General features: G+C 61.8%; 15 protein-coding genes. 9 read left to right on the forward strand and 6 right to left on the reverse strand.

Annotation, left to right across the window (positions count from 1 at the left end; all coding sequences use genetic code 11):
- Position 1 precedes the first annotated feature (1 nt).
- From HPQ62_RS03455 to HPQ62_RS03475, 5 genes are all read right to left on the reverse strand, one after another.
- Positions 2–1,495 (reverse strand): Do family serine endopeptidase, encoded by a 1,494-nt coding sequence (locus tag HPQ62_RS03455; RefSeq protein WP_174801082.1) that lies wholly within the window; start codon positions 1,493–1,495, stop codon positions 2–4.
- 51 nt (positions 1,496–1,546) lie between these two features.
- Entirely contained in the window at positions 1,547–1,732 is a 186-nt protein-coding gene (locus HPQ62_RS03460; protein ID WP_174801083.1) for a DUF2065 domain-containing protein, read from the reverse strand.
- Between the two features lie 9 nt (positions 1,733–1,741).
- Positions 1,742–2,692, reverse strand: a complete 951-nt coding sequence (gene hflC, locus HPQ62_RS03465) for a protease modulator HflC (RefSeq protein WP_174801084.1) — start codon at positions 2,690–2,692, stop codon at positions 1,742–1,744.
- Positions 2,692–3,846 (reverse strand): FtsH protease activity modulator HflK, encoded by a 1,155-nt coding sequence (gene hflK, locus HPQ62_RS03470; protein WP_174801085.1) that lies wholly within the window; start codon positions 3,844–3,846, stop codon positions 2,692–2,694. The genes hflC and hflK overlap by 1 nt, the downstream gene beginning before the upstream one ends.
- 144 nt (positions 3,847–3,990) lie before the next feature.
- A complete protein-coding gene (locus HPQ62_RS03475; RefSeq protein ID WP_174801086.1) occupies positions 3,991–4,506 on the reverse strand; it encodes a dihydrofolate reductase in 516 nt (171 codons plus the stop codon).
- A gap of 212 nt (positions 4,507–4,718) precedes the next feature.
- Here HPQ62_RS03475 and HPQ62_RS03480 point away from each other — a divergent pair, with 212 nt between their 5' ends.
- From HPQ62_RS03480 to HPQ62_RS03520, 9 genes are all read left to right on the forward strand, one after another.
- A complete protein-coding gene (locus tag HPQ62_RS03480; protein ID WP_174801087.1) occupies positions 4,719–4,994 on the forward strand; it encodes an acylphosphatase in 276 nt (91 codons plus the stop codon).
- Positions 4,995–5,173: 179 nt separating this feature from the next.
- Positions 5,174–5,806 carry a Rieske 2Fe-2S domain-containing protein gene (locus tag HPQ62_RS03485; RefSeq protein WP_174801088.1) on the forward strand — a complete coding sequence of 211 codons (633 nt, stop codon included), beginning with the start codon at positions 5,174–5,176 and terminating at the stop codon, positions 5,804–5,806.
- Positions 5,806–6,639, forward strand: a complete 834-nt coding sequence (locus tag HPQ62_RS03490; RefSeq protein ID WP_174801089.1) for an aromatic ring-hydroxylating oxygenase subunit alpha — start codon at positions 5,806–5,808, stop codon at positions 6,637–6,639. Before HPQ62_RS03485 ends, HPQ62_RS03490 begins: the two co-directional genes overlap by 1 nt.
- On the forward strand, positions 6,636–7,298 hold the full coding sequence (locus HPQ62_RS03495) for a glutathione S-transferase family protein (protein ID WP_174801090.1): 663 nt from the start codon (positions 6,636–6,638) through the stop codon (positions 7,296–7,298). The genes HPQ62_RS03490 and HPQ62_RS03495 overlap by 4 nt, the downstream gene beginning before the upstream one ends.
- A 1-nt stretch (position 7,299) precedes the next feature.
- On the forward strand, positions 7,300–8,679 hold the full coding sequence (locus HPQ62_RS03500) for an amidohydrolase (RefSeq protein WP_174801091.1): 1,380 nt from the start codon (positions 7,300–7,302) through the stop codon (positions 8,677–8,679).
- 27 nt (positions 8,680–8,706) lie between these two features.
- On the forward strand, positions 8,707–9,801 hold the full coding sequence (locus HPQ62_RS03505) for a BMP family ABC transporter substrate-binding protein (protein WP_174801092.1): 1,095 nt from the start codon (positions 8,707–8,709) through the stop codon (positions 9,799–9,801).
- A 12-nt stretch (positions 9,802–9,813) separates the two neighbouring features.
- Positions 9,814–11,325 carry an ABC transporter ATP-binding protein gene (locus tag HPQ62_RS03510; protein WP_174801093.1) on the forward strand — a complete coding sequence of 504 codons (1,512 nt, stop codon included), beginning with the start codon at positions 9,814–9,816 and terminating at the stop codon, positions 11,323–11,325.
- Positions 11,322–12,422, forward strand: a complete 1,101-nt coding sequence (locus tag HPQ62_RS03515; RefSeq protein WP_174801094.1) for an ABC transporter permease — start codon at positions 11,322–11,324, stop codon at positions 12,420–12,422. Before HPQ62_RS03510 ends, HPQ62_RS03515 begins: the two co-directional genes overlap by 4 nt.
- Positions 12,419–13,330: an ABC transporter permease gene (locus tag HPQ62_RS03520; protein WP_174801095.1), complete on the forward strand. Its 912-nt coding sequence runs from the start codon at positions 12,419–12,421 to the stop codon at positions 13,328–13,330. The genes HPQ62_RS03515 and HPQ62_RS03520 overlap by 4 nt, the downstream gene beginning before the upstream one ends.
- A gap of 125 nt (positions 13,331–13,455) precedes the next feature.
- On the opposite strand, the gene HPQ62_RS03525 is transcribed toward HPQ62_RS03520, so the two are convergent.
- Positions 13,456–14,235 carry a hypothetical protein gene (locus tag HPQ62_RS03525; protein WP_174801096.1) on the reverse strand — a complete coding sequence of 260 codons (780 nt, stop codon included), beginning with the start codon at positions 14,233–14,235 and terminating at the stop codon, positions 13,456–13,458.
- Between the last annotated feature and the right edge of the window lie 5 nt (positions 14,236–14,240).

Raw genomic sequence — 14,240 nt, forward strand, 5'->3', positions numbered from 1 at the left:
GCTATTCCAGAACGAGGCTGACGATCCTCAGCGCGCCATCGGGGGCTGCGACCATCAGCGAAACGCTGCGCCGTCCCTCGGAAATCATTTTCACGATCCGCGAGCGCACATCCTGCGGGCTCGAAACGCCTTCCTGCTCGACCTCGACGATCACCATGCCGGGCTCGAGCCCTTCATCGGCGGCCGCACTCCCGGTTTCCACATCCGTAATCAGCACACCCTCGACATCGCCTTCGATCGCATAGACCGCGCGGCCATTGTCATCGAGTTCGCCGAGCGTCATGCCGTAGACGGTGACCGGAAGCCCGGGCTGCACGCCCTCATCCGTCGGAACCTCGTCTTCGCCGGCAGTCGCATCGGTGCCAACCTCTTCCGGATCGTCGAGGAGTTGCGGGGTGACCTGAACCGTCATCCGCTCGCCATCGCGGATGATCTCGACATCGGCTGCCTCGCCGATTCGGCTTTCGGCAACGAAGCGCGGCAGATCGCGCGGCGTCTCGATTGCGTGGCCGTCAAAGGACAGGATGATATCGCCTTCCTCAAAGGGGCCGCCGTCGCTTGGCCCGCCCTCGATGATCGAGCCGACGACGACGCCTGCGGGATCATCCGCACCGAGGGAACCCGCGACATCGTCACTGACGTCGAGCACCCTTACGCCGATCCAGCCACGGCGGGTCTGGCCGAACTCGACCAGCTGGTCGACGATGTTTTCGGCAAGTTCGCTGGGGACCGAAAAGCCGATACCGATCGAACCGCCGGAAGGCGACAGGATCGCCGTATTGATGCCGATGACCTCGCCATCCATGTTGAACAGCGGACCGCCTGAATTGCCCTTGTTGATCGCCGCATCGGTCTGGATGAAATTGTCGTAGGGACCGTCGAGCTCGCGTCCGCGCGCCGACACGATGCCGAGCGTGACCGATCCGCCGAGACCGAAGGGATTGCCGATCGCAACGACCCATTCCCCGATCCTCACCTTCCGCGAATCGCCGAACCTGACGGCGGGCAGCGGTGCGTCGGGCTCGACCTTCAGAACCGCGAGATCGGTCTTGTCGTCGACACCCAGAAGGGTGGCGTCGAGGGTCTTGCCGTCGGACAGCGTCACCTCGATCGTATCGGCATTCTCGATCACATGGTTGTTGGTCACGATGATACCGGACGGATCGATGATGAAGCCGGAGCCGAGCGAGGAAACCGGACGGTTGCCGCTTCCGCCCTCGCCGTCGAAGAAGTCTTCGAAGAATTCCTGGAAGGGTTGCCCCTCGGGGACTTTCGGGATCGGTCCCCTGCCCGTTTCGCTGTCGCCTTCCTGCGAGATCGAAATATTGACGACGGAAGGCAGCAGCGTTTCGGCCATGTCGGCAACCGAGACGTCGTTGAGCGTCTGCCGGTCGGCCGCCCATGGCGCTTGCGGCGCAACCAGCGCGGTCGCTGCCATGAGGGCTGCGGCTGCGATCAGTGCGGTCGGGCGGGTTTTGGAAAGGGTCAAGGGCATCAGGCCTCCGTGGAGCATGATCGTCATCATAACGGAAGGGCGCGCGAAAGCCTATCCGCGTATCAGCCAGACCAGACCGACGCCGAGCGCTACTGCGATCAGTCCGGTAATCCTGAGCGCACCTTCGGAGAAGCTCGGCAGCAATCTTGCCATGCTGATCAGAAACGAAGGGGCCAGTGCGTACACCAGCCCCTCGATAATCAGATAAAACGCCAGGCCGAGCAGAATATCCTGCATCAGCATGGATCAGTTGCCCTGCGTTGCGGGGACATCCTGCGGATCGGCGTTCTGTTTCAGAACCGGGCTTGGCGGAAGTTCGCCGGAACCGCTGGTCTGGAAGTATTCGAAGAACTCCGAATCGGGCGACATAACCATGGTGGAATTTTCGCCCAGCACATCCTTGTAGGCGTTCATGGATCTGTAGAAGTAGAAGAATTCCGGGTCCTTGCCATAGGCTTCGCCCAAAATCCGGTTCCGTTCGGCATCGCCCTCACCGCGCAGCAGCGACGAATCGCGGTTGGCGGCGGACTGGATCTCGATCACTTCGCGATCGGCTGCGGCGCGGCGGATTTCCGCCCGTTCGCGGCCATTGGCGCGTGTCGCCTCGGCTTCGGCCAGACGCTCGGATTTCATCCGGGCATAGGTCTCGTCGGAGACTTCCTTGGTCAGATCCGTGCGACGGATGCGCACATCCACCACGCTGATGCCAAGCGATTCCGCAGCAGGGCGCAACTGATCGCGCACTTCCTGCATCATCGATCCACGTTCGCTCGAAAGGGCTGCCTGGAAATCACGCAGGCCGTATACGCGACGCAGCGATGAATCGAGGCGGGTGCGCAGGCGAGCGACGGCGACATCGCGGTCACCGGACACAGCCTGACGGAAGCGTTCGGGATCGGTGATGCGATAGATGACGAAGGCGTTCACCTCATAGAACTTGCCGCCCGATACCTGAACGCGGATATCGTCCAGATCGAAGCGCATGTCCTGGTTGGAAACATACTGAACCTTGTCGGCGCCGATGAACGAGAAGGGCAGCTTGAAGTAGAGGCCCGGCTCGCTTTTGACTTCCTTGATCTGGCCAAACCGGATCACCAGCGCCTGTTCGCGCGGATTGACGATGAAGATCGACGCATAGATCAGCAGCAGAATGGCAGCGATGACTGCCAGAGCGGCGAGTAGACGATTGGATGACATTACTGGCTCGCTCCCTGGGTGAGATTCTGCGTTGACGAATTGGGCTGCGTGAGCGTCGGCTGCGGCCGGTTCTGCGCGGCGTTGCGGTCGATCTGGTCGAGCGGAAGATAGGGCACGATGCCCTGCCCCTCGTCATCGATGATCACGTTCTTGGAGCGGGCGAAGACCTGCTGCATGGTTTCGAGATAAAGCCGCTTGCGGGTGACCTCAGGAACAGCGACATAGGTTTCATAAATCGAATTGAAGCGCCCGGCCTCACCTTCGGCATCCTTGACCACGCGGTCCTTGTAGGCGGCTGCCGCTTCGCGGATCTGAGCCGCTTCGCCGCGTGCCGCACCCAGTTCCTTGTTGGCGTACTGGTTGGCCTCTTCGAGATAACGGTCCTCGTCCTGCTCGGCGCGCTGGACCTCGTCAAAGGCATCTGCCACTTCCGACGGCGGCGCTGCTTCCTCGATCGACACGGCATTGATGGTGATGCCTGCGCCGTAGCCATCGAGGGTCGACTGAATGATGTCCTTCACGTCAAGCGAGATGCCTTCGCGATCGTCTCGGAACACGTCCTGAGCCGGGCGTGAGCTCACGACTTCGCGCATGGCGCTTTCGGAGACCTGCTGCAGCGTCTGGATCGGATTTTCGACGTTGAAGAGATAGGCTTCGGGGTCGGTCACGGAAAACAGAACCGCGAACTCGATATCAACGATATTCTGGTCGCCGGTCAGCATGATCCCGGAGCGCGTGGAGTTGCCCGAGCCGATATTGAGCTGCTGCTCGGTAATGTTGACGGTATCGACCTGGTCGATCGGCCACAGCATCAGGTGCAGGCCGGGGCCGGCAATCTCCTGCTTGGGCTTGCCGAGGCGCAGTTCGACGCCGCGCTGGTCGGGCTGGATGGTGTAGACCGACTGCATCACCCAGAAGGCCGCAACGACCAGAACGATAATGGCCACGAGGCCGATGCTGAAACCGCCAGGGAACATGCCCTTGAACTGATCCTGCCCCTTGCGGAAGAAATCCTCGATATCAGGCGGGCCGCCATTGCCGCCGCCGCCGTTTCCGCCGGAAGGCCGCTTCGGACCCTGACCCCACGGACCCTGACTATCTCCGCCGCCGCCGCCACCCCAGGGACCGCCGCCATTCTGATTGCTCCAGGGCATCCACACCTCTTACTTGTTTGTTTCCTCTGGATCGCAAGGCGCGATCCCCTTTACGCCCAAGGCGTTTGTTCCGTTATAGGGACGCGGACAGTCGCTTTCAACGCGATCCGTGCCTGCCAAGGGGTTTTCGCAGTAAAATCATGTTCAACGGCGGCGTTCGTAGACCACATACCGCGTCGGATAGTCATCTTTCTCGCCGGCAGGCACCCGCTCTTCCTCTGTCGCCTCCCAAACGTCCGGGTCGATTTCGGGGAAAACCGTATCGCCCTGAAGCTCTGTCTCCACATGGGTGATGCGCAATCGGTCTGCCAGTCGAATCGCCTGGCGGTAGATCTCGCCGCCCCCCTGGATGCAGATCTCGTCGACGCCCTTTGCGCTAGCGTCCGCGCGGGCGAGCGACAGGGCATCCTCGAGCGAGTTCGCCGTGAGGCATCCTTCGATCGAAAGTTCGGGATCACGCGAGACAATAATATTGGTGCGGCCGGGAAGCGGTTTTCCGATTGAGGCGAAGGTCTTGCGGCCCATCACCTGGGGTTTGCCCATGGTGATCTGGCGGAAACGCCTGAAATCCGAAGCAAGCCGCCATGGCATGTCGCCTTCCCTTCCGATCACGCCGTTTTGTGCCACGGCTGCTACCAGCACGATATCGATCTCGTTCATTCTCACCACTTAATGATTGCCTGCGACCGGCTCCCTCTGGCCGCCATTCCGGTCCATGCTGTCATATCGGTGATCCGAGGTCCAACGCCTGCGACCTTTATCCCCGGTCGGGATAGCGCAGCGCGCGACGAAAGCCGCCTTGGTGCTTTACGCAGACCCGCATCGACCTTAAAGCTGGCCTGGCCAACACCGTTTTGCTGCGAGATCGCGCATTGACCCAACCTGTCCTGACCCAGAAATTCACGATGCACGGCCGTTTCGCCGGAGAGAGCTTTCTGCCCTGGATGGAGCGGCATGCCGGAAAACTCGGGCTGGAGAATGAAATCCTGACGGCGACGGAAACCCGAATCGAACTGGCACTGCAGGGACCGCAGGCCTTGATCGATGCCATGGAAATGGCCTGCTCTCTCGGTCCGATCGATATCTGGGTGGAGGAGATCGAAAGCGTGCCGCTCAACGAAATGCCGTCGACGCCTGCGCAGCCCTGACAAGAGACCAGCGCGCTTGCATCACATGTATGAAGGCATTCGAGCCGCAAATAACCCTGCACTAATTTTGCACAATCTTGCCAATGCATAATTGCTGTGCAAACCTGTTTGCCGCCGGTGGGTCGGCCAGCCCGGGTTTTGTGCCGGCAGTTCAAGAAAGACAATAAGAAAGCCCGTCAATGCAATTCCATAAAGAGTGGACGCCAGCGGCCCTTTCCGCAGATTTGTCGGCGGCCACTGCAATGCCGGTGAGGAGCGCTGAAGGCGATCTCGCATTGTGGCGGAGCGCGTCCAGTCGGCTCACCGCTTCTGATGACCGATGTCCGCATCGCGGCATGCGGCTCTCTCACGGGTTCGTCCGGGGAGAGGCGCTTTCCTGCATCTATCACGGATGGCGCTACGGAAACGACGGACAATGTCTGGCGATCCCCGCGCATCCGGACCTCGAACCGCCGAAGACCATCAGGGTGGAGACCTATCCGGTGGTCGAACAGGACGGCGTGATCTGGATCGGGCGCCGCGGCGCTACCGGCAGTCCGCCCCGGCTTGAAGGCAAGTCTCCCGTTCGGACGATCAGCATTCAGGCCACCATCGAAGCGATCGAAGCGGCTGCGGGCGTGAAGGCCAATGCCGAGGGTCTGCTGCACATGACAGCGCTCAACGCGCTGATCGGTCACTGCGAAAACGGTGAGACCGTCGTGCATGTGCTTGTTGAGGCAGATGCAGACGGCGCTTCGCGGATCGCCGCATCGCGCGCAGCGGAGGCGCTGCGGCGCAATGCCGAAACCGGTCTCATGAAGGGAGCCGCGTGATGAACCCGATGCGTGACGAATGGTATCCCGTGGCGCTCTTCAACGGGCTCGATCGACGCGAGACCATGCTGATGGACGAGCCAATCACCGTTACCCGTGATGGCGCGGAAACAGTCAGCGTCACCACCAATGATGGCCGCGCTTTGCCCGTCCAGATCCGCTACGGCCATGTCTGGACATCGCTCGGCGCGCCTGAAAAGGACGTCTTCGCCATCCCCGAGGCTGATGATCCGGATCGACGGCTGGTTGATGTCGGCGTTGTAAGGGTACGCTGTTCGCCGCTCAGGGCGGTCGAGAACTTCCTCGATATCGCGCATTTTCCCTTCGTCCACACCGATATTCTCGGTGCGGAACCGCATACCGAAGTGCAGAACTACAAGGTGGAAATCCGCGAGGATGCCGATGAGGTCTGGGCGACCCAGGTGAAATTCTATCAGCCTCAGGCCGCGAAGTCGGCAAGCGGCGGCATCGACACCGATTACATGTACCGCGTTCCCGCGCCCACCTGTTCCGTGCTCTACAAGTCGAGCCCGCCGCGTCCCGGCGAATGGGATGTGATCGCGCTCTTCGTGCAGCCGCTGTCCGAGGAGATCTGCGACGTCTGGCCCTGGATGGCGCTTTTCGACGATCAGTCGTCGATGACCGACCTCATCCAGTTCCAGCAGATGATTTTCCTGCAGGACCGCTCGATCCTGGAAAATCAGCTTCCCGCCCGCCTTCCGCTTGATCCCGGCAAGGAAATTCCGACCCGCGCCGACATGACCTCGATCGCCTACAGGCGGTGGCTGAAGCGTCACAACTATACCTATGGCGCGCAATTGGTAGCGCAATGAAACTCTACGACTACATTCTCTCACCAAGCTGCTACAAGGTCCGCCTGATGGCCGCCCTTGCAGGCGTGCCGCTCGACCTCAAGGCAGTGGATTTTCATCCGGGCCGCGAGCATCGCCAGCCACAAATGCTGGCGCTCAACCCGGCAGGGACCCTGCCGATCCTCGAAGATGGCGACCTTCTGCTGACGGAATCCTCCGCCATGCTCGCCTATATCGCGGCGGGTGCTGCGCCCGATTGGCTGCCGCGCGAAGGCGATGCCACTGAAGCTGCCCGGGTGCAGCAGTGGCTGTCTTTCTCGCCCCGCCTCACCGTGCATCTCGGCGGCGCACGGCTTTACCGCATGCTGAATGTCGATGGCGATATTGATCGCATGACGGCCGGCGGGATCGCCGCCCTGCGGGAGCTGGAACTGGGCCTTTTCGAGCAGCGCGAACGCGGCATGGCCTTTCTTGCCGCGGACCGTCCGACCATCGCCGATATTGCCTGCTTTCCTTATGTCGCGCTTGCGCCCGACGGGAACATAGCGCTTGACCCTTATCCCAACATCCGCCGCTGGATGCGTGCGCTGCGCGCCCTCGACGCCTTCATCGAAATGCCGGGCATTCACCGCCTGCACGAATTGAAGCCGGATCCGCACCAGAAAGCAGAGGAGGCCTGAAATGGCTGGTTATCTTCTGAAAAACTGCGCGGCTGTGGTTGTCGACGAGGGCGATGGTCCGGCAGTCCGGCGTAATGTCGACCTCCTGACCGATGGACCGGCCGTGAAGGCCATCGGAACTGATCTCGGCGCGCACGGCATGCCCGCCGGTGTTACCGCGATCGACGCCGATGGCTGGTTCGTCTATCCGGGGCTGATCAACACGCACCACCATTTTTTCCAGTGCTTCGTGCGTAATCGCGCTGATCTCGACTGGACCAAACTTGCTGTGATCGAATGGCTTGACCGGATCTATCCCGTGTTTGCGCGACTGGATGAGGAAAGCTTCTATCACTCCTCCGTCACCGCCATGGCCGAGCTGATCAAGCATGGCTGCACCACCGCCTTCGATCACCAGTATAACTTCCCGCGCCATGCCGGAAAACGTCTGATCGACAGGCAGTTCGAGGCCGCCGATCTGCTCGGCATGCGGTTTCATGCCGGCCGTGGCGGCAACAGCCTGCCGAAATCCGAAGGCTCCACCATTCCCGACGAGATGCTGGAGACGACGGACGCCTTCATCGGCGATTGCGAACGTCTGATCGACGCCTATCATGACAGCGCGCCCTTCAGCATGCGTCAGGTGGTCGTGTCGCCCTGCCAGCCTGTCAACAGCTACCGCGAAACCTTCGTCGAATCGGTGCGCCTTGCCCGCGACCGCGGCGTTTTCCTTCATACCCATGTGGGCGAAGGCGAAAGCGAGGTCATGAGGGCCCGTCACGGCCTGCGCACGGTGGACTATCTGGAAGAGATGGGTTTTGCCGGTCCCGATACCTTCTATGCCCATTGCTGGGAACTCACGCGCGATGAGCTTGCGACGATGGCGGCAAGCGGCACAGGCGTTTCTCACTGCCCGGAACCGGTCTATCTGGTCGGTGAACAGGTCACCGATATTCCGGCGATGGACGCGCTCGGCCTGCGCATCGGGCTCGGCTGCGACGGCGCTGCGTCCAACGACAATTCCAACCTGATGCACTGCCTGCATTCTGCCTACATGCTGCAATGCCTGGTGTCTTCGACGCGCGCCGATCCCGTGCCGCCCCCTGCCGATTTCCTGGCGTACGCGACGACCGGCGGCGCGAGCCTGCTTGGCCGCAAGGATATCGGTCGGCTCGCGCCCGGCATGGCCGCCGACCTCTTCGTGATCGATAGCCGCCGGATGGACTATGTCGGCACGCGCCATGATCCGCTCAGCCTGATCCCCCGTGTCGGCATCGGCATGGCAACGGACATGACGATGATCAATGGCAGGATCGTCTGGCAGGACGGCGCATTCGCCGGGCTCGACGAACGAAAGCTCTTTGCGGATGCCGAACAGGCGCTCGCCCGAATTGAAATGTGAAAAGCAACCTCCCAGGGAACGTAGACCATGACGAAGATTACACGCAGAACCTTGATCCAGGCCGCAGCTGCCACTGGCCTTGCCGGTGCCATGGGCGCCCGCGCCTTTGCAGCCGACGAACCGCTCGGCATCACGCTCGTCGTACCCTCCCCGATCGGCGACGTGGGCTGGGGCCACGCGCTTTCAGCCGGTCTCGAGCCGGTGAAGGAGGCCTATGGCGACAAGGTCAAGGTGACGGTGCTCGAGAACATTGCCGAGGGCCCGGATGCCGACCGGATCATGAACAAGGCGGTGGCCGACGGGAACAACTTCCTCATCGCCGGTTCCTTCGGATACCAGAACGGCGCCTTCCAGATCGCCCGCCGCAACCCGAAGGTCAGCGTGCTGCACGCGTCGGGCTACATGGTCGCGCCGAACTTCTCGCCGTTTGCCGCGAAATATTTCCAGGGCACCTACCTGCTCGGCATGGCCGCTGCCGCCGTTTCTAAAACCGGCAAGCTGGGCTCGGTTTCGGCCTTTGCCATTCCGGAGCTCATCACCTCGATCAACGCCTTCACGCTCGGCGCACAGGCCGTCAATCCGGATGTGGAAGTCTCGGTCGTCTGGGTCAACTCCTGGTTCGATCCGGCTCAGGAACAGGATGCCGCCAAGGCGCTGATCGCCAAGGGCTGCGACGTGATCTTCTCCAACGCCCAGGATACGCCTTCGGTGATCTCGGCCTGCGAGGAGGCCGGCGTTTACGCCTTCAACCTCAACTCCTCGATGAAGAGCTATGCGCCGAAGATGTATCTCGGCTGCGTCGCCACCGACTGGTCGCCCTATTTCCTGTCGCAGGTCGAGGCTCACATGAACGGAACTTTCAAGGGCGCCAATGCCTTCCTCGGCATGGCTGACAAGGTGGTTGAAGTTGTTGACGTCAGCAGCGATATCCCCGCCGACGTCATGACAACGATCACCGAGACGGAAGCCAAGATCGCCGATGGCAGTTTCTCGCCCTTCACCGGTCCGATCATGAAGGCCGATGACAGCGAAGGCGTGGCGGCGGGCAAGACCATGACCGACGAGGAGATCGTCGCCATGGACTGGCATGTGAAGGGCGTCACCACGCCGCTGCCGCAATAAGGCGCGGGGAGAATGGAGACACCGCTCCTTTCGCTTTCCGGTATCTCGAAAAGCTACGGTCAGGTCCGCGCCAATCAGGACATAGACCTTTCCGTCGCGCCGCGCTCGATCCACGCGATCCTGGGCGAAAATGGAGCCGGAAAGTCCACGCTGATGAAGCTGATCTATGGCGTCGAGCAGCCTGATGAGGGCAGCATGGCGTGGAACGGTCAGCCGATCACGCTTGCCTCGCCGGCGGTCGCCCGCCGGCAGGGCATCGGTATGGTGTTTCAGCATTTCTCCCTGTTCGAGACGCTGACGGTCGTCGAGAACATCCAGCTGGTCATGTCCGGCACCAAGAGCGCGCTTGCCGAACGCATGCGCGCCCTCGGCCAGGAATTCGGTCTGGAGGTTGACCCCTTCGCCCATGTCCACGCGCTCTCGGTCGGCGAGCGGCAGCGGGTCGAGATCATCCGCTGCCTGATGACGGATCCGAAGCTGCTCATTCTCGATGAGCCGACCTCAGTGCTACCGCCGCAGGCGGTCACGCGTCTCTTCGAAACGCTTCGGAGGCTGCGCGACGGCGGCGTGTCTATCCTGCTGATCTCGCACAAGCTGGAGGAAATCCAGGCGATCTGCGACCGCGCCACGATCCTGCGCGCCGGTCGCGTGACCGGCCATCTCGATCCCCGCGATCATGACGAGCACACGCTGGCGCGCATGATGATCGGCCGCGACATTCCAGAGCCCGTTCCTGCCGAACCCGTGGATGAGGGTGACAAGCAGCTCGAGCTGATCGGCCTCGACTATGCGCCCGAAGACCCGTTTGGGGTCTCCCTTGAACGGATCACGCTGTCGGTGCGCGGCGGTGAAATTCTCGGCATCGCCGGCATTTCCGGCAATGGCCAGGCAGAGCTTGCCGCCCTGATTTCCGGCGAGACCAGGCTCAAGACGCCGGACCGGATCTTCATGATGGGACAGGATGTCGGCCAGATGAGCGTCTCAGCCCGCCGAAGGCTCGGCTTCGCCTTTGTCCCGGAAGAGCGGCTTGGCCGCGGTGCGGTGCCCGAACTGTCGCTCTCGCTCAACGGCATTCTGACGGCCCACCGGCACGGTCTTGTCCGGAAGGGCATGATCAACCGCAAGAGCGCAGAAGGTTTTGCCCGCGCCTGCATCGCGGAATACGACGTCCGCACCCCCGGCCCCGAGGCCGAGGCTGGCGCGCTGTCGGGCGGCAACCTGCAGAAATTCATCGTCGGGCGCGAGATCATGCTTCACCCAAAGCTGCTGTTCGTCGCCCAGCCCACCTGGGGCGTCGATATCGGCGCGGCGACCGCGATCCGCCAGCGCCTCATCGAACTCAGAAATGCCGGCATGGCGATCCTCGTCATCTCGGAGGAGCTGGAAGAGCTGTTCCAGCTGACGGACCATATCCAGGTGCTGCACCATGGAAGGCTGAGCCCGCCGCTGGTGACGCGTGATACCAGACCGGAAGATGTCGGCCGTTACATGATCGGCTCGGAAACAGGAAAACGCGCGTCATGAGTGCTCCGGCCCTTTCCTTTCTGCCAAGCCTCGTGCGTCGCGAACAGGCATCGCTGAAGGCGACGCTGCTTGCCCCGCCGCTGGCACTTCTTGCCGCGATCGTGCTCAACCTCGGCCTATACGTGGTGATGGGCCGCGATCCGGGCGCGGTCGTCTACGCGATGCTGCTCGAACCCTTCATCTCCTGGACTTCGTTTTCCGAAGTGCTCCTCAAGACCGGGCCGCTTCTGCTGATTGCGCAGGGGCTCGCAATCGGTTTCCGGGCGAAGGTGTTCAACATCGGCGCGGAAGGTCAGTTCATTCTCGGTGCGATCTTCGCCTCGTCGATCCCGGTCTGGTTTCCAATGGCGACGGGGTTCTGGATCTGGCCGTTGATGCTTGTTCTGGGCGCCATCGGCGGCGCTCTCTGGGCTTCCATCACGGCCTTCTGGCGTGCAAGGCTCAACGCCAACGAGATCCTGGTCTCGCTGATGCTGAGCCTCGTCGCGCTTCAGCTACTCTATTACCTGTTGCTGGGCCCGTGGAAGGATCCGAACGGCTTCAACTTCCCGCAATCGGTGATGTTCCAGTACGACGCCATGGTGCCGACCTTGATCCCCGGTACACGGGTCAACATTTCGCTTCTGCTGGCGCTCGCTTTTTCGGCTGCAGCCTTCGTGTTCATGCAGAAAAGCTTCATGGGCTACAAGCTTCAGGTGGGCGGCCTTGCGCCAAAGGCGGCGGGCTATGCCGGATTCTCGGAAAAGAGCGCCATCTGGCTGTCGTTGCTGATCGGGGGCTTTGCGGCGGGACTTGCAGGGGCAGCGGAGGTGGCCGGCCCCATCGGCCAGCTCCAGCGCTCGATCGCCACCGGATACGGCTATGCTGCCATCATCGTCGCCTATCTCGGCGGCCTTCACCCGATCGGCATCATCTTTTCTTCGCTGTTCATGGCAGCGCTCTATATCGGCGGCGACAACGCCATGGTGTCTGCCAACCTGCCGGTAGCGGCCGTTCGGGTGTTTCAGGGCAGCCTGCTGCTCTCCTATCTGGTCGCCGTAGCCTTCGTGCGCTACCGGCTGGAATGGCCGGCCAACCATCGACGGAGGGCGGCATGAGCGCGATCGAATTCATCATTGCCGGCATGCTCGCAGCCGCAACGCCGTTCCTGCTCGCGGCCCTCGGCGAACTGGTCGCGGAACGTTCCGGCGTTCTCAACCTCGGTCTTGAAGGCCTGATGGCGCTTGGCGCCGTGATTGCCTTCATCGTCGTCTATCACAGCGGGAGCCACCTGATCGGCTTTCTGGCAGCGGGTGTCGTCAGCGCGCTGCTGTCGCTCATCTTTGCCTTCGTCATTCTGGGCTTCAGGGCCAATCAGGTGGCAACCGGCCTTGCCATCGGCATTCTCGGCCAGGGTCTTTCCGCTCTGTTCGGCAAGACCTATGAAAGCCTGACGATCAAGGGCCTTCCCAAGATCGCAATACCCGGCTTGTCCGAGCTTCCGGTTGTGGGCGGGCTGTTCAGCCAGGATATCGTCGTGTGGCTGTCGCTGCTGGCAACGCTTGGCGTCTGGTACATGCTGAACCGCACAAAGACGGGCCTGATCGTGCGCGCGGTCGGCGAAAACCCGAAGGCGGCGCATGCGATCGGCTTTCCGGTGATTGCGGTGCGGGTCGCGACGATCGCCTTCGGCGGCGCGATGGCAGGCTTTGCCGGCGCCTATGCCTCGACCATCTACACGCCGCTGTGGGCCGACGGCATGATCGCCGGTCGCGGCTGGATCGCAATCGCCCTTGTGGTTTTCGGAACGTGGCTGACGGGTCGTGTCTTCCTCGGCGCCTGCATGTTCGGCCTCGTCTCGCTGATGAGCCTTGCGGCGCAGGCCGAAGGCGTCGGGCTCCCCTCGCAGCTGCTCTCCGCCCTGCCCTATATCGTGACCATCATCGTGCTCGGCATCATCTCCGCCGACCGGCGCCTGCTGAAACTCAACGGCATTGCATCGCTTGGCGAGCCGTTCGAGCGGTAGTGCCCCCTCCAGTCGCTACTCGTCGTGCAATCATTGAAGCACAAAGACCGCGCCTGACGAAATGAAAAAGGCCGCTCCATGATTGGAGCGGCCTTCCGCCTTTTCTCAAGCCTTCCACGCTTCGATCAATCAAAGACCTCTGCGAGATCGGCGTATCCGACGCCTTCCTTGATGTCGCGCAGCCGCGCATAGGCGACAGAAACCGCAATCGACAGCAGGGCGGTGGTCACGCCGTTGATCAGACCCATCAGGATCGCGATGACAAGCGCGGGCAACGGCAGCACCGTAAAGGCGAGCGTCACAAGCGTGGTGATCACCATGATGATGATGTAGGTAACGACGACGAAGCCTACGAGCGGCCAGCGATATTCCTTGGTCAGTTCTGCACTGCGCGAGAGCGCGCCGAGGCCACGCGATTCCATCATCACCACCGGCACGCAGACGGACCAGACGCCTGCAAGCCACAGGCCCGGCACAAGGAAAAACACGGATGCGATACTGATGCCGAAGGTCACGATGATGGTCACGATCGCGAGCATCGGCGAGCGCTTGATTGCCGCGCTGACATAGGCGCCAAGGCGCACCGAACGACCCGTTTTCGTATCATAGGCCGCCATCACCATCATCCCGGTCATCACCGAATAGACGAGGATCGGGATAAGGAAGGCGAAAATCACGATGGTGACGATCGATGCCGTTCCGGCAACCGCGCTCGTTTCGTCCGTAAACATATCATCGCCGACGCCAAGCCCCGCAGCCAGGGAGATCAGCTGAACGACGATGCCCGGCACTGCGGCCAGGAGCACGAAGGTCATGAAGCGCTGGCGCAGAACGGAAAAGGTCTCCCCGATCCGTTCTCCGACCCCGAATGCGGGCTTGATTGGCGCTGTATCGAGTGAAGTCATCTTGT

The organism is Martelella limonii, assembly GCF_013344475.1.
GTDB lineage: Bacteria > Pseudomonadota > Alphaproteobacteria > Rhizobiales > Rhizobiaceae > Martelella > Martelella limonii.